This window comes from Bradyrhizobium sp., from assembly GCF_004799405.1.
In the GTDB taxonomy this organism is placed as follows: Bacteria; Pseudomonadota; Alphaproteobacteria; order Rhizobiales; family Xanthobacteraceae; genus Bradyrhizobium.
Genome location: NZ_SSMW01000121.1, coordinates 1 through 15,472 on the forward strand (window position 1 = coordinate 1; position 15,472 = coordinate 15,472).

Sequence of the window (15,472 nt, forward strand, 5' to 3'; positions counted from 1 at the left end):
TCCGCCGCGATGTCCATGCGCTCCTTCAGGCGCGGAAAATATTCGAGGATCTGCGCCTCGCTCCAGACTGCGCCATTGCTGCCGTCAGTCTTGCGGGCGAGACGGCCGAGCGCGAGGTTTTCCCGCACCGTCATGCCCGCGAACAGGCCGCGGCCTTGCGGCACGTAGCCTATGCCGAGGCGGGCGATATCCGGCGCCGGCAATCCAGCGATATCGCTGCCTTCATATTCGATGGTGCCCGATGCCAGCGGCACCAGCCCTGCCAGCGTCTTCAACAGCGTGGATTTGCCGGCGCCGTTACGCCCCAACAAAGCGACGATCTCGCCCTCGTGCACGTCGAGCGTGGCGCCGTTGAGAATATGGCTCTTGCCGTAGAACGTATTGACGCCCGCAAAACGCAGGACCTGCGGGGCGTTTTGGCGCGCCGCGTCGGAGCGGCTGTGCGCGATTTCAGGGATGCCTTTGCCGGTATAGATTTCCTGCACGCGCCGGTCGGCGCGAACCGCACCGGGCCCGCCAGTCATCAGCACTTCGCCCTGGTTCATCACGGTGACTTGTTGCGAGAAGCCGAGCACGCGATCGATGTCGTGCTCGACGATCAAGACCGGAATGTTGGCGGCGACGTTCCTGATCAGGTTCGAGACGCGCTCGCGTTCGGCGGCGGCAAGACCGGCCAGCGGCTCGTCGAGCAGCAGCACCTGCGGTTTGGAGCCTAGCGCAATACCCAGGTCCACCAGCCGCTGGCCGCCATAGGACAGTTCACTGCCTTCGATTTCTTCGATTCCTTCGAGGCCGAGGAATTTTATCAGCTCGGCGGTTTCAGCGTGGATTTCGCCGTAGCTGTCGATATCGCGCCAGATGTTGAAACGCATAGCGCTTTGCGCCTGCAGCGACAGCCGCAAGTTTTCATAGATCGAAAGACCACGGAACAGGTTGGTGATCTGGAACGAACGCGCGACGCCGTGGTGGCAAATGAGATGCGAGGGCACGCCTTGAATCTCGCGGCCGTTGAGGCGAATGATTCCGCCATCGGGGGCGAATAGTCCCGAAACCAGGTTGAACAACGTGGTCTTGCCGGCGCCGTTAGGGCCGATCAAGGCGTGGATCTCGCCGGCGCCGATCTGGAGACTGGCGTTGGCGACGGCACGGATGCCGCCGAAATTCTTGGAGATGCCCTGGACCTCCAGCACCGTTCCCCGGATGCTCTCGGGCATCAAAAAGCCGGGCAGTGGCAGGCCTTCGTAGATCCTGCGTTTGCTCATGGCCGCCGATTCCTCCGGCGCCGGCCGCCAGCGCCGGATCAGCACCCTCCAGATGCCCACCAGTCCATCCGGCGAATACATCACGAAGGCAACGAAGATCAGTCCGAACCAGAGCAGCCAGTTCGGCGTCCAGATCGAAAACAGTTCGCGGAACAGGATGAAGAACAGCGAACCCAGCGCCGGTCCCAATATGCTGCGCATGCCGCCGATCACGACCATCGCCAGCATCTCGCCGGAAAAAGGCACCGAAACCGCTTCGGCCGAAACCAGGTAGGTCTGGAACGCGAGCAGTGCGCCGGCGAGTCCCGTCACCACCGCCGAGATCACGAAAACCCCAAGCTTGTAGCGTTCGACCGGATAGCCCTGAAACGTGGCGCGCAGCTGGTTCTCGCGAATCGCCACCAGCACGTGGCCGAACGGGGAGCGCACCAGCCGAAGCAGCGCGTAGAGAACGCCCAACCCGATCAGCGCGACGACGATGTAATAGGCGAGCGCGTCGTCCAGGCTGAAGGTTCCGATGCTGCCGCGTTTCAGGCCGGGCAGGCCGTCTTCGCCGCCGGTCACTTCGCTCCAGCGAAACGCGACGGTGTAGGTAAGCGCGGCCAGCGCCAGCGTCAGCAGCGAGAAGTAGACGCCGCGGCGGCGCAGGATGACGATACCCGCGGCCGCGGACAGCACGGCGACCAGCAGCATGGACAACAGCAGCGGCAACCATATTTCGCCGCCGAACCAGTGCAGCTGGATCAACCCCGCGGCGTAGGCGCCGATGCCGAACCAGGCGCCGTGGCCGAACGACACCAATCCGGTGTAGCCGACGCAAAGGTTGAGGCCCATGGTCGCAATCGCCAGCGTCACCACCACGGTTCCGGTGTTCAAGGAGAGGCCGAGCATCCGCAAGGCGAACGGCAGCGCGACCAGCGCGAGGCTCGCGATCAGCAACGGCCGATATTTCCGGATCGGCGAGGCGGGTTTCATTCGAATTTCTCGATCCGCTCGCCAAGCAGCCCGCGCGGCCGCACCAGCAGCACCACAAACATCAGCACATAGACCGATGCTTCGCCCGCGGCGGGGACAAAATGAATGGTGATACCGCGGACCACGCCGACCAGAAGGGCCGCGATCACCACGCCCCAGAAACTCCCCAGGCCCCCGATCACCACCACGACAAAGGCGACCGTGATGATCTCGGATCCCATCGCCGGATGCACGATCGTGATCGGTGCAAAGAAGGCGCCGCCCATTGCGGCCATGCCGACGCCGAGCATGACGATCGCGGTCATGTAGGGCTGCAGCCGGATGCCGAGGGCTGCGACCATGTCCGGCCGCTGGATGCCGGCGCGCACCACGCGGCCGAACGAGGTCTTGTGCAGCAATAGCCAGACCCCGAGCAGTACGGCTGCGACCACCGCCAGCAGCATCACACGGTAACGCGAAAACAGAAACTCGCCGACGATGACGGAGCCGCGGAACGCCGGCGGGATCGAGGCCGGCAACGGGGACGCGCCCCAGATGATGCGGATCGCCTGCTCGGCGACCATCGCAAGCCCGAAGGTCACGAGCAGGCTCAGGATCGGGTCGGCGCTGTAGAACCGGCGCAGAATGTAGCGCTCGAACAGGATGCCGAGCATGGCAACCGCGATCGGTGAAACCACGACGGCCGCGCCGAAGCCGAGATATCTGGTGATTTCGAGGGAAAGATAAGCACCCAGCGCATAAAACGCGCCATGCGCCAGGTTGACCACGCCGCCGACGCTGAAGATCAGCGACAGGCCGAGCGAGATCAGCAAATAATAGCCTCCGAGCACGAGGCCATTCACCACCTGTTCCAGCAAGAACCCGAACTGCATTCTCGCTCCAGGAAGACCTTGATATCAGCCGTGCCGCAATGCCGCGTCATGCGCGCTCACTCGGCGCGCCCACGACAGGTGCAACCGGGTGACCGACGCGCGGTTACAGCGAGCAGGGGTTCTGTTCTTTCGTCGGATTGAGAACTTCCATCGGCTCGTCCGTCCCGGGCACGGCAGCGCCCAGCGCGATGAGATCCCATTTATCCTTGGCGTGGCCCTTTGGTTTCGGCGAGAACGTATAGGCTTCCTGGATCAGCTGGTGATCCCACGACCGGAAATAGGCCTTGCGCGCCTTGAGAATGTCGAACTGGGTTTCCTTTTCGAAATAGGCGATCAGCGGGTCGGTGTCGGTCGATTTGGTCTCGTTCATGGCCTGCGCGATGATCTTGAACGCGATGTATTCTATCCAGGCATGATTCTCCGGCGGCTTGCCGTACTTCTTGGTGAAGTTGGCAACAAAGGTCTGGGAGGCCGGCACCTCCAGCGTGTGATACCAGACCGTCGGCCAGATTCCGGCGAGGTTGCCTTCACCGGCCGCCCAGGCGTCTGCGGTGTTGAGATTGAAGCCGACGATCGGATAGGGCAGATCGAATTCGGCATATTGCTTGATCAGGGTCGTCACCTGATTGCCGGCCAGGTTTGAACAGACCACATCGGGTTTGGCCTGACGGATCTTGAGCAGATAGGGGCTGAAGTCGGTGACGTCGGTGGCGATCAATTCGTCGCCGATCAGATTGCCTTGATTGGCCGCCAGGAAACGCTTGGCTGCGGCCAACAGATCATGGCCGAAAATATAGTCGGCGGTCAGTCCGAAGAACTTCTTGTCCTTCACCATGTTGTCGCGCAGCAGCGCCTTGCCGACGGTATTCACCATCACCGTGTTCGGGATATCGGTGTGGAAGGTATATCGGTTGCAGTTCTTGCCGCGCAGCGCGTCGGAGCGCGCGCCGGTCTGGATGAACAGCCGCTTGTTGCGGGTGGCCACCTGCATGATGGTCAGCGCCGAGGCCGAATTGGCCTCGCCCATCAGCACCAGCGCGCCGTCCTGCTCGAGCATGCGCTGAGACTTGGTCGCGGCGGTGGCGGGATTGACCGAATCTTCCGACATCACCTCCAATTGGCGCCCCATGATGCCGCCAGCCGCGTTGATTTCTTCCTCGGCCATTCGCATGCCGAGCTGAGCATAGGCACCGAGCGCACCGAGAAAACCGGTCAGCGGCGTCAGATGGCCGATCTTGATTTTGTCGGTCTGACCGCTGACGATGGATGGAAATCCAAGCGCGGCAGCGCCGGCAAAGGCGGCGCTTCCTTTCAACAGGGTTCTTCGGCTGTAGCGGGTCATCGTTGGTCTCCTCCAATGGGCGCGGTCACCGATGTCCCCCCTTCAATTCCGGCGTATGCGAGAATGTGAGAGACGTTTCTTTATTATCGAATGATATTTCCGGAGGCGGCGGCTGCTGTCAACGCCAAATACGGCGCCCGGCTTCTTCCTTAGGATGATTTAGCGACGCTTTTGGCGCCGAACTCGGCGGACAGACGGTTGGCCGCAGCCCGCACCGTCCGGGCGTGGCTTTGCAGCGCTTGGTTGGTCATGCGCCAGATCGGGCCGGAAATGCCGAGCGCGCCGATCACCTGCCCGGTAAAATCCATCACCGGTACCGCGATACAACGCACTTCCGGATTGAATTCGCCGTCGTCAAAGGCAATGCCGGTGCGCTTGATCTCGGCAATTTCGCGCAGCAGCACTGGAATATCCGTGATCGATTTGCCGGTCGACGGTTTCATGTCGACGCGTTCGAGGAAGCGCTTGAGCTGATCGGGACGAAGCGAGGCCAGGATGATCTTGCCGAGCGCGGTGCAATGCGCCGGCCGCACCACGCCGACGCGGTCGGTCAGTTGAAAGGCGCCGGGGCCGCTGGTGCGCGCGATCACAACGACCGTGTCGCCCATCCGTACCGCAAAATGACCGCTTTCAGCGGTTTCCCGCGACAGGTCTTCGAGCACGGGTGTCGCGACATTCACCATCTCGATTTCGTCGAGGGCGCTGGCAGCCAGCGCAAACAACGGCCGGCCGACGCGATAGCGCTTGGAATCCTTTTCCTGGCGCAGATAGCCCAGCGACACCATGGTCTTGGCAAGATGGAATGTGGTCGAGTTGTGCAGCCCGACCAGCTTGCTCAGTTCCGCCAGACCGATACCTTCGCGATGTCGCGCGACTTCCTCGAGGATCGCAAAAGCCCGGCCGAGCGACTGGACGCCGACCCGCTGCCGGTCATCGGCATCGTCGTCGATATCGCCCCGCGGTGGCAGCACCAGCTTGGCGATGGCAGCCTTGCGCAGGCCGGCCGGCTTCTCACTGGTCTTTGCCTTGGTACGCGCTCTCACCGGATCGGGTCTCCACAGGGATGGTGCCGGACACCATGATCACGGCGCCGGCCGCGGGTTTCGATCATACCACAATATCAATTGACGTACAGTATTATGAGAAATAGGGTTTCGTGCGCTGAACAGCGACGTGGACGGCGAGGCGTTTCAGGCTGCCTTTTCCGAAACACCGAGCAACCGGGAGAGTCGTCCGATGCCGCCGCGCAATGCGTTGAATGGTGCCCAGGTCATCGTCGACTATCTGATCCAGGAAAAAGTGCCGCAGGTGTTCGGCCTTTGTGGTCACGGCAATATCCAGTTCATCGACGCGCTCTACGAACGATCGGACGAACTCAAGACCATCTCGGTGCATCACGAGAGCGTCGCCGGCTTCATGGCGGATGTTTATTACCGGGTCTCGGGGCGGCCGACCGCCACCTTCACGTCGTGCGGGCCGGGTTCGGCGAACCTGCCGATCTCGCTCGGCAATGCGTTTCTCGACTCGGTACCGTTTCTGGCGGTGACCGGCAATGTGCCGACCAGCCAGTTCAACCGCGGTGCGTTCCAGGAATTGTACCGGCACTATCAGGCCGACTTTCCCTCTACTGTGCGTTCCTACTGCAAGAAGGTGTTCCAGCCGACACGCGGCGAGATGGTGCCGCTCGCGGTCAGGCAGGCCTGGAAGACCATGACGACGGGACGTCCGGGCCCGGTCGTGCTCGATGTTCCCTTTGACGTGTTCCTGGAATCGGCCGCCGAGGAGGCGCCGAACGCGAAAGCGTGGAACGGCAATATCTCAAGCCGCTGCGGCGCCGATCCGGAAGGCGTCATCACGGCGGTCGATATGCTGCTCGGCGCCGAGCGGCCGGTCGTGATCGTCGGGCAAGGCGTGCGGTATGGCGGCGCGGCGGAAGAATTGCGCAAGCTGGCGGAGCGGTTGCAGATTCCGGTGGCGTCGTCCGCCAGCGGTCTTGGCGCGCTCGACTGCAACCATCCGCTGGCGCTCGGCCTCGTCGCGCGCGCCGGTCACTACCAGGCCAATCACGCCACGCGTCAGGCCGATGTGCTGCTGGCGATGGGCATGCGCTTTGACGATCGTACCTCGAGTTCGTGGATACCCGGCTATTCCTTCACCATTCCTCCGACGCGGCTCATCCATGTCGATATCGATCCGGAAGAAATCGGCCGCAATTATCCGGTCGCGCTCGGCCTGATGGCCGATGTACGCACCTTCCTGCGCCAGATTCACGCGGAGCTCGACCGTCGCCCGGATCTGACCAAGCGCGCCGATGCCCGCAAGAAATGGCTGGCGCAGATTGATAGCTATCGCCAGGAATGGGACAAGTTCGTCGCGCCCGGCTTTTCCGACGATACCACGCCGATCAATCCGCAGCGCGCCGCGTTCGAGATCGACAAGGCGCTGCCTGAGAATGCGATCCTGGTCAGCGATATCGGCGTACATCACAACTGGCTATTGAGTTTCTGCAAACCGAAGCGGCCGGACTCGCTGATCGGCTCGATGGGCTTTGGCCCGATGGGTTTTGGCGTTGCCGGTGTGATGGGCGCAAAGTTCGCCGCACCAGACCGGCCCTGCATATCAGTATGCGGCGACGGCGCGTTCTTCATGCATGCCAACGTGCTGGGTACCGCGGTCGAATATAATCTTCCCGTAGTCTGGGTGGTCTGGAACAATTATGCCTATGCCTCGATCCGCGGCCTGCAGCGCGGCTATCTCGAGGGGCGCGAACTCGCCACCGACTTCCACCATCCTGTGACCGGTGAGCGCTACAACCCGGACTTCGCCGCGATGGCACGCTCCTGCGGCGTCGAGGGCGTGCGCGTCGATCGCGCCGGCGACCTCGGCGAGGCTATTCGCAAGGGTATCGCTGCCAACAAACCTTATCTGGTTGATGTCGATATCGCCGCCGATATCAATCCCATGGGCGCGGGGGTTTGGGAACTGCCGGGGCTCGGACGCAGCAAGCCAGGCATTGGCGTTAAATTCGAGCCGACCTGAGCTTGCTTTTGCAAAAGCCAAAAGGGGAAACGTCATGATGCTCACAGGCAAGAAAGTCGTCGTCGTGGGGGGATCCTCGGGCATTGGTCTATCCACGGCCGAACTCGCCAAGGCTGAGGGTGCCGAGGTTGTCATTGCCTCGCGAAATGCCGATCGCCTGAACGCGGCCGCGGCCAAGCTCGGCGTCACGGCGATCCCGGCCGACGTCACCAGCGATGAAAGCGTCGCCGGCTTGTTTCGGACCTGCGGTCCGGTTGACCATGTCGTGGTCACCGCCGCGCAACTCAAGACCGGCCCGTTCAAGACCGTTGCGATGGAAGACGTGCGCGGTACCCTGGAAGGCAAGCTCTGGGGCGCCTGGCGTGTCGCCCGATCAGCGGACATCCGCCCCGGCGGATCACTGACGCTGGTGTCCGGCTATCTGAGTATTCGGCCGCGACCTAATTCCGCGATTATCGCAGTCGCCAACGGCGCGCTGGAGTCGCTAACGCGGGCGCTTGCGCTCGAACTGGCGCCGGTGCGCGTCAACTGCGTCTCGCCAGGGATTATCGACACGCCGATTCGCGCCGCTATGCCGGAGGCCGCGCGGCTGGACATGTTGGCCAAGACGGCGGCAAGCCTGCCGGTTGGCCGCGTTGGCGAGGGAGAAGATATCGCTCGCCAGATCTTCGCCTTTATGACCATTGGTTTTGCGACCGGGTCCATCGTCTACCTCGATGGCGGCGGCCTGGTAACCTGACCTTGAGGTCTGAGCCGTGATTCCCTGAATGGCGCAAAACCCTCTAAGGCTGGTTATCGTGGGCCACGGCGCCGCCGGCCTTGCCGCGGCGCTCGCGGCGGCCGAACAGGCGCGCAACAACGGTTTGTCCATCGAAATCACGTTGGTCGAAAAAGCTGTCGAGGCTGACGCCGGCGGCAATACCCGCTGGAGCCCTTGCCATATGCGGCTCGATGCGCCGGATCGGGTCGCAGCTTCCTTTGAGGAAGACATGCAGCGGTCATCGGGCGGACTGGCCGACCCAACGTATTTCCGCACGTTGAGCGAAAACGCCACGGTCACAATTGAATGGCTGCAAACCCACGGCGTCGCGTTTTCCACGCCTGTCTATTATCTGAGCGCCGGCCCCACCCGCATTCAACCGGTTGGAGGTGGCGGCGCCATTATCGAAAAACTGAGTCGAGCCACCAGTAAAGCCGGCGTCCGGTTTCTCTACCAGTCCGAAGCGAGGCGGCTAACAGTGGCGGACGACCGCGTCGCCGGCATCGACATTCAATCGCGTGACGGCGTCATCACAACGTTCGATGCCGGTGCCGTCGTCCTCGCTTCAGGCGGATTCCAGGGCAACACTGCGATGATGCGCGCGCAGTTCGGCGTCGCGGGCGCGACCATCCGGCTGATATCACCGGGAACGCGCTTCGACACCGGCGACGGCATCCGCATGGCGCGAGAGCACGGTGCTTGCGTCTCGGGCGACTGGAACGGCATGCATATCGAGCCGATTGATCCACGCAGCGATCGCTCCGCGCCAGTCGTGCTGGTGTATCCCTACGGCATCGTCGTCGACCAGGACGGGAGGCGCTTCTGCGACGAAGGGGCCGATCTCGTGCATGAGACCTGGGAAGGTTTTGCGCGGGACATCCATTTCGCGCGGCCGAAGAACATCGCCTATGCGATCCTCGACTCCCGGTTATCCGACATTTCCGGATTCGAGCGGGCCATCAGGTCGGATGTGCCGCCATATCGGGCCGAAGGGCTGGAAGAGCTTGCTGCGCGGATCGGGATTCCCGCACGCAACCTGAGAGAAACCGTCGATAGCTACAACGCCGCGGCGACCGGCGACGCTGCCAGGTTCGACGCGACGCGATGCGACGGATTGGCGGCGTCAGGCTCGTTGCAGCCGCCCAAATCGAATTGGGCGCGGGCGATCGAAAAGCCGCCCTATCTCGCCTATCCTCTGGTCGGTGCCATCGCCTATACATTCGGTGGACTCGCTACTAACGAGAAAGCCGAAGTCCTGGGCGAGAACGGGCCGATATCAGGCCTCTACGCCGCGGGGGAAACCACCGGACATTTTTATGGCACGGCGCCGAACGCCGTTTCGGTGCTTCGCGCGCTGGTGTTCGGAAAAATTGCAGGGCGGCAAGCGGTGGATTTCCTGCGGACACGTTAGCAATCGGATCGGGAGAGACGACAATGGTTTCAGAAGACAACGGCGCCTTCATCCGCAACATCGCCGAAGTGCCCTGGCTGCAATTTCCAAACCACTTCGGTGGCGCGCTGTCGAAACCGCTGGTGATGCCGGAAACGGCCGGCTCGCGTCATCTGGACTACCGCATCTCGATGTACCAGCCGATGGCCCATGTGGCCCGGCACAAGCATCGGGTTCAAGAGCAGGTCTATCACGTGCTCGAAGGCGAAGGCCTGATGGAAATCGCCGGCAAGAGTCACGTCGTGCGCAAACACGATTTTATCTTTCTGCCGCCCGGCGTGGAACATGCCATCTCGAATTCGGGGCTGGTCGATCTGGTTTTTCTGGTGGTCACTTCGCCAGTGACGGACGACGAGAAACCGATCTGATCCGGGAGACCGGGTCCGTGCCATCGGAACCCTTGGGGATGCGGTCGGCGCTAGGCGGGGCCTGGCGAAGCTGATATCGATTTCACCATCATATTGGATCAGGAGCCTTTGGATGGACAACCGCAACGACATTTGGCGCGGCGTTGATGCGATCAAGGCGCGCTTTATCGCCCTCAGCGACAGGGTCTGGGCGATGCCCGAAGTGTGCTACACCGAAGCGCGTTCCTCTGCCGAACATTTGGCAGAACTGCGCCATCACGGTTTCCGCATCACGGAGAATGTCGCGGACATTCCCACAGCCCTGATGGGCGAATGGGGTGAGGGAGGTCCCGTCATCGCGTTCCTCGGCGAATACGACGCGCTGCCCGGTCTAAGTCAGGAGGCGGGTGTGGCGGAGTCCAGTCCATTGGAGGTGGGAGGGCATGGCCATGGCTGCGGCCACAATTTGCTTGGCTCGGCCGCGTTGCTCGCCGCTACGGCGGTGAAGGATTGGCTTGCCGCCCACAAGGCACCCGGTCGCGTGCGCTATTACGGTTGCCCTGCGGAGGAGGGCGGTGCAGCGAAAGCCTTCATGGTGCGCTCTGGGGCTTTCGATGACGCCGACATCGCCCTCACCTGGCACCCTTCCAGCTTCTGGGAGGTGGTGGTGACGCCTTCGCTGGCAAACACGCGTGCCGATTTCATCTTCACCGGGCGGACGTCGCATGCCGCTGCCTCGCCCCATCTCGGTCGCAGCGCCCTGGATGCGGTAGAGCTGATGAATGTCGGCGTGAATTACATGCGCGAACACATGCCCAGCGATGCCCGCGTTCATTATGCGTTGCTCGACACAGGCGGCATTGCGCCCAATGTGGTCCAGGCCCATGCCCGCGTGCGTTATTCCATCCGCGCCCGCGACTTGCCCGGCATGAACGAACTGGTCGAGCGTGTCCACAAGATCGCGCAGGGGGCGGCGCTGATGACCGAAACCAAGATGGAGATGCGGATCATTTCCGCCGTCTCCAACGTCTTGCCAAACACTCCGCTTGAAGAAACGCTCCACCGGGTCATGGAGGAACTCGGTCCGCCGCATTTCGACGAGGCGGACAAGGATTTCGCCACGAAAATCCGCTCGACCTTAACCGAGAAGGACATCGCCACCGTCTATCACACCATCGGCATGGATCCCACCGACCGCCCGTTGGGCGATTTCCTTGTGCCGCTCGATGCCAAGCGTAACCCTCTCATCGGTTCGACCGACGTGGGCGATGTGAGCTGGGTCGTCCCTACCGTTCAGGTCCATGCCCCGACGGTTGCGATCGGCACTCCCTTCCACACCTGGCAGGTGGTGGCGCAGGGCAAGAGCCCGGCAGCCCACAAGGCCATGGTGCAGGCCGCCAAGGCCATGGCGGGGCTTGGCGTCAAGGCGCTGACCGAACCGGATCTGATCGCCGCCGCCAAGGCCGATCTCAAAAAGCGTACTGCCCGTACGCCCTATGTCAGCCCGCTACCGAACAGTATTGCACCCCCACTCGACATGTCGTTGACCTGATTTTGGCAAACAATTTTTTGCGACCGAGGGCAAGTTGGCGCACGGATAGCGCCGGATTGCTGAAGCAACTCGGCGAAGTGCGGTCTCTCTATTCCGGGCTGCTGGCGATTGGTTAAATGCGAGCCTCTATTGCACGACGCTCGAAAGCACTGTCGCTCTTTAATGCTCGCCGGTGACGCGCCAGATCACATCGCCGACATCGTCCGCGACCAGAAGCGAGCCGCCGGGACCGAGTGCTACTCCCACCGGCCGTCCATAGGACTCTCGCTCGTCCGGTGCGAGGAATCCCGACAGGATATCCCGCGGCGGCCCGGCCGGGCGTCCGTCCGTGAACGGCACGAAGACAACCTTGTAACCACTCAGCGTGCTGCGATTCCAGGAGCCGTGCTGCCCGATGACCATGCCGTCCGGAAAACCTGGAAGTGTTCCGGCTGGCAGCCAGCATAGGCCGAGCGACGCGGTATGGCCGCCCAGCGCGTAGTCCGGCGTGATGGATTTGGCGACCGCGGCCGGATCTTGCGGTACCCGATCGTCCACGGTCTGCCCCCAGTAACAATAGGGCCAGCCATAGAAACCACCGTCGCGGACCGAGGTCAGATAGTCGGGAGGTGTCTCGTCGCCCAGGCCGTCGCGCTCGTTGACTACCGTCCAGAGCACGCCGGTCCGCGGCTCCCATGCCATGCCCACCGCGTTGCGCAGGCCGCTCGCAAAGATGCGGCTGGAACCATTTGCCAGATCGAGTTCGTAGATGGCGGCGCGGCCTTCCTCTACGGCCATGCCGTTATCGGCGATGTTGGTAAGCGAGCCGACCCCGGCAAAGAGTTTGCGTCCATCCGGGCTCAGCAGCAGGCTCCGCGTCCAATGTCCGCCTGGTTTGAAGCTGGTGAGCTTCCGGCCGGGTGCAGTGATGCGGTCCGCGCCCGCCACATACGGGAAGGCCATCACGCCGTCGGTGTTGCCGACATAGAACGTGTCGCCCAGTAGCGCCATGCCGAACGGCTGGTTCAGCCTCTCCATGAAGATTTTGCGCTGTTCGGCCACGCCGTCGCCATCGGTGTCGCGGAACAACGTGATGCGGTTCGCGCTGACGCCAAGGGCATCGGCGCGTCGCATCGTCGCCTGCATCGCGTAGCTGAACATGCTCCGCACCGGTCCGGCGACCTGGTTCGACTCGGCGACGAGAACGTCGCCATTGGGCAGCACCTCGATCCAGCGCGGATGTTCCAGGCCGGTCGCGAACGCATTGACCCTGAGCCCCGGCGCAGCCACCGGCTTCTGCCCTTCGGTCCATCCCCTGGCCGACGGCATCTTGAGCGTCGGGATGGCACCCTGCGGCCTTGCCACCGGGACGATCGGCGAACTGCCCCAGGCCGGCTCGGGCGCTGTGCCCTGAAGCCGCCGCCACAGCAGCGCCGCAGCGCCGATCAGCGCGACTATTCGCGCAAAAATACCCGAAAAGCTCATGTAATTGCCCTATCGATCGCGCGGCACACTATCCGACACCAGGTTGCGTTAAAAGCTTGTCGTCATGCGATCTCGCTGGCGCCTGCCCGGCAAATTCGGTGTGCCAAATCAAATGAGCGAACGTAAACTCGGCTTTGTAAGAGTAGAATAGGGAGACCCCAAATGAACAGCGCACGGGGAGTCAACGTCACCGATATTGTCGCGTCCGCCTCGATCTTCCAGTTGCGATCGGAGCGATCGCCAGACTTCACCGCCAAGAAACAACCGGCGTCGCCATCGGCTTCAATTCTCCCGGCAGTGCTCAGGCTCTGCCGGGATAAACGAATACCCGCCCTCCAACCGCAAAAGACCCACCATGTCTGCTGAGCAGTATCTGATCACATTATCCTGTCCTAACCAACCGGGCATCGTATCGAAGGTCTCGACCGCGCTTTTTCAACACGGCGGCAACATCCAGGAAGCCCATCAGTTCGACGATATCGCCACCGGATTTTTCTTCATGCGGGTAGTCTTCAATCAGCCCAAGGGGGGCGACGTGGCGAGACTGACGACTGATTTCCACTCGATTGCCACGAGCTACGACATGAAATGGGAAATCCGTGCACGCAGCGAGCGCAAGCGGGTATTGTTGATGGTTTCCAGGTCCGACCACTGCCTGGTCGATCTGCTCTATCGCTGGCGCATCGGCGAGTTGAAGATGGATGTCGTCGGAATCATTTCAAATCACCCGCGCGAGACCTTCGATGCCATCAACCTCGTCGGTTTGCCCTTCCATTATCTGCCGGTGACGAAGGACACGAAGGCTGCACAGGAGGCGAAAATCAAGGATATCGTCCTGGAAACCCAGGCCGAACTGATTGTGCTGGCGCGCTATATGCAGATCCTGTCAGATGATCTTGCGGTCTTTCTCTCCGGACGGTGTATCAACATCCACCATAGCTTCTTGCCGGGATTCAAGGGCGCCAGACCTTATCACCAGGCGCATGCACGTGGTGTCAAGTTGATCGGCGCCACGGCGCACTACGTCACTGCCGATCTCGACGAAGGGCCGATTATCGAGCAGGACGTCGAGCGGGTCAGTCACCAGGACAGTCCTGACGATCTTATTCGCAAAGGCCGCGACATCGAGCGCAGGGTACTTGCCCGGGCCGTCGCATTCCATCTTGACGGGCGGGCGCTCCCTAACGGGAAGACCACCGTCGTGTTCCGGGACTGACCGCGCGACTAATCGACGGAAAGGCGCTCGCTGAATCTTTCCTCATCCGCGGCGCCCTGGTCGGCTGGCCAAGGCAGACCACACCACTCCTGGCAAAAAGGGTTGGTACATCCTTCGGGGTCACCCCAGGCCTCTGTTTGGATTTCAAAATATGTATGCCATGAGCGGCAAAAGCATTAATCTTGAAATAGGGAACGGTGGGACGACTGTCGGCCGCCGTCGGGATTTGCCCAAAACTCAGGGACGAGCGGATGACAGATAAAATTCTCGGATTCATCGGCGTTGGCCGCATGGGCAGCCACATGGCACGACGCCTTGTTGCGGCCGGTCACAAAGTGGTGGTCTACGATGCCGACCCACGCGCATTGCAGAAGGCTACCTCGGAAGGCGCAAGTGCGGCGCATTCACCGGCGGATGTCGCGTCTCAAGCCGAGATCGTCATGGTCAGTTTGCCGACACCCGACATCGTCAAGGCGGTTGCGCTTGCGTCAAATGGCGTTGTGGCGGGCAGCAAGGCGAAAATGTTCGTCGATTTGTCGACGACCGGTCCGCGCATTGCGATCGAGGTTGCCAAGGGTCTGGAAGAGAAGGGCATCGTCGCCGTCGATGCGCCGGTGAGCGGCGGCCCATCGGGTGCCGAAAAAGGAACGCTCGCAATCATGGTTTCGGGCCCGAAACGGTTGGCCGGCGAATTGACGGCGATCCTTGGCGCTATTGGCAAGGTATTTTGGGTCGGTGAACAACCGGGTCTCGGGCAGACGATGAAGTTGTGCAACAATCTTCTGTCGGCAACTGCCATCGCGATTACGTCGGAAGCTCTCGTGATGGGGACGAAGGCCGGGCTCGACCCGGCGGTCATGCTTGACGTGATCAATGCCGGCAGCGGCCGCAATACCGCGACTGCCGACAAGTTTCCGCGCTGCGTGCTGCCCCGAAAATTTGATTTTGGTTTTGCGACCGAGCTTCTCTACAAGGACGTACGGCTTTGTCTCGAAGAGGCTGAACGCCTCGGCGTGCCGATGATCGTCGGCAATGCCGTGCGTCAACTGGTCGGGATTGCAAAAGCGCTCAATGGTGCCGACTCGGACATTACACAAATCGTTCAGCCAGTGGAGCAATGGGCCGGAGTGGAGGTAAAGTCCGGTGACAGCAAGCGCGGAAAGCTAGGCTAGCCAATATGCTCTACGAGAATC

12 protein-coding genes are annotated in these 15,472 nt (G+C 61.9%); 7 read left to right on the forward strand and 5 right to left on the reverse strand.

Annotation, left to right across the window (positions count from 1 at the left end):
• The 4 genes from E7813_RS18635 to E7813_RS18650 all read right to left on the reverse strand — a co-directional run.
• Positions 1-2,237, reverse strand: a 2,237-nt coding sequence (locus E7813_RS18635) for an ATP-binding cassette domain-containing protein (RefSeq protein ID WP_291576343.1), incomplete at its 3' end; no start/stop codon positions are given.
• Positions 2,234-3,109 carry a branched-chain amino acid ABC transporter permease gene (locus E7813_RS18640; RefSeq protein WP_291576346.1) on the reverse strand — a complete coding sequence of 292 codons (876 nt, stop codon included), beginning with the start codon at positions 3,107-3,109 and terminating at the stop codon, positions 2,234-2,236. The genes E7813_RS18640 and E7813_RS18635, both read right to left, overlap by 4 nt.
• Positions 3,110-3,212: 103 nt before the next feature.
• Positions 3,213-4,451, reverse strand: a complete 1,239-nt coding sequence (locus tag E7813_RS18645; protein ID WP_291576348.1) for an ABC transporter substrate-binding protein — start codon at positions 4,449-4,451, stop codon at positions 3,213-3,215.
• A 149-nt stretch (positions 4,452-4,600) separates the two neighbouring features.
• Complete coding sequence (locus tag E7813_RS18650; RefSeq protein WP_291576350.1) at positions 4,601-5,494, reverse strand: IclR family transcriptional regulator; 894 nt, start codon at positions 5,492-5,494, stop codon at positions 4,601-4,603.
• 193 nt (positions 5,495-5,687) lie between these two features.
• Here E7813_RS18650 and E7813_RS18655 point away from each other — a divergent pair, with 193 nt between their 5' ends.
• The 5 genes from E7813_RS18655 (at position 5,688) to E7813_RS18675 (ending at position 11,599) form a co-directional block, all read left to right on the forward strand.
• The gene (locus E7813_RS18655; protein WP_291576352.1) at positions 5,688-7,490 is read left to right on the forward strand and encodes a thiamine pyrophosphate-binding protein; all 1,803 of its coding nucleotides are present in this window, start codon (positions 5,688-5,690) and stop codon (positions 7,488-7,490) included.
• A gap of 34 nt (positions 7,491-7,524) precedes the next feature.
• Positions 7,525-8,229: an SDR family oxidoreductase gene (locus E7813_RS18660; RefSeq protein ID WP_291576354.1), complete on the forward strand. Its 705-nt coding sequence runs from the start codon at positions 7,525-7,527 to the stop codon at positions 8,227-8,229.
• Positions 8,230-8,287: 58 nt separating this feature from the next.
• On the forward strand, positions 8,288-9,661 hold the full coding sequence (locus tag E7813_RS18665; protein WP_291576356.1) for an FAD-binding protein: 1,374 nt from the start codon (positions 8,288-8,290) through the stop codon (positions 9,659-9,661).
• Between the two features lie 23 nt (positions 9,662-9,684).
• Positions 9,685-10,068 (forward strand): cupin domain-containing protein, encoded by a 384-nt coding sequence (locus tag E7813_RS18670; protein ID WP_291576358.1) that lies wholly within the window; start codon positions 9,685-9,687, stop codon positions 10,066-10,068.
• A 112-nt stretch (positions 10,069-10,180) separates the two neighbouring features.
• The gene (locus tag E7813_RS18675) at positions 10,181-11,599 is read left to right on the forward strand and encodes a M20 family metallopeptidase (RefSeq protein WP_291576360.1); all 1,419 of its coding nucleotides are present in this window, start codon (positions 10,181-10,183) and stop codon (positions 11,597-11,599) included.
• Positions 11,600-11,758: 159 nt separating this feature from the next.
• On the opposite strand, the gene E7813_RS18680 is transcribed toward E7813_RS18675, so the two are convergent.
• The gene (locus E7813_RS18680) at positions 11,759-13,063 is read right to left on the reverse strand and encodes a sorbosone dehydrogenase family protein (protein WP_291576361.1); all 1,305 of its coding nucleotides are present in this window, start codon (positions 13,061-13,063) and stop codon (positions 11,759-11,761) included.
• A gap of 355 nt (positions 13,064-13,418) precedes the next feature.
• Between E7813_RS18680 and purU the strand changes: the two genes are divergently transcribed.
• Complete coding sequence (gene purU / locus E7813_RS18685; protein ID WP_291576364.1) at positions 13,419-14,279, forward strand: formyltetrahydrofolate deformylase; 861 nt, start codon at positions 13,419-13,421, stop codon at positions 14,277-14,279.
• Between the two features lie 251 nt (positions 14,280-14,530).
• The gene (locus tag E7813_RS18690; protein ID WP_291576366.1) at positions 14,531-15,451 is read left to right on the forward strand and encodes an NAD(P)-dependent oxidoreductase; all 921 of its coding nucleotides are present in this window, start codon (positions 14,531-14,533) and stop codon (positions 15,449-15,451) included.
• Positions 15,452-15,472: the final 21 nt, after the last annotated feature.

Coding starts and splice junctions, on each gene's coding strand:
- E7813_RS18680 (WP_291576361.1), bottom strand. CDS start 13,063: ATGAGCTTTTCGGGTATTTTTGCGCGAATAGTCGCGCTGATCGGCGCT.
- E7813_RS18640 (WP_291576346.1), bottom strand. CDS start 3,109: ATGCAGTTCGGGTTCTTGCTGGAACAGGTGGTGAATGGCCTCGTGCTC.
- E7813_RS18670 (WP_291576358.1), top strand. CDS start 9,685: ATGGTTTCAGAAGACAACGGCGCCTTCATCCGCAACATCGCCGAAGTG.
- E7813_RS18690 (WP_291576366.1), top strand. CDS start 14,531: ATGACAGATAAAATTCTCGGATTCATCGGCGTTGGCCGCATGGGCAGC.
- E7813_RS18645 (WP_291576348.1), bottom strand. CDS start 4,451: ATGACCCGCTACAGCCGAAGAACCCTGTTGAAAGGAAGCGCCGCCTTT.
- E7813_RS18675 (WP_291576360.1), top strand. CDS start 10,181: ATGGACAACCGCAACGACATTTGGCGCGGCGTTGATGCGATCAAGGCG.
- purU (WP_291576364.1), top strand. CDS start 13,419: ATGTCTGCTGAGCAGTATCTGATCACATTATCCTGTCCTAACCAACCG.
- E7813_RS18660 (WP_291576354.1), top strand. CDS start 7,525: ATGATGCTCACAGGCAAGAAAGTCGTCGTCGTGGGGGGATCCTCGGGC.
- E7813_RS18655 (WP_291576352.1), top strand. CDS start 5,688: ATGCCGCCGCGCAATGCGTTGAATGGTGCCCAGGTCATCGTCGACTAT.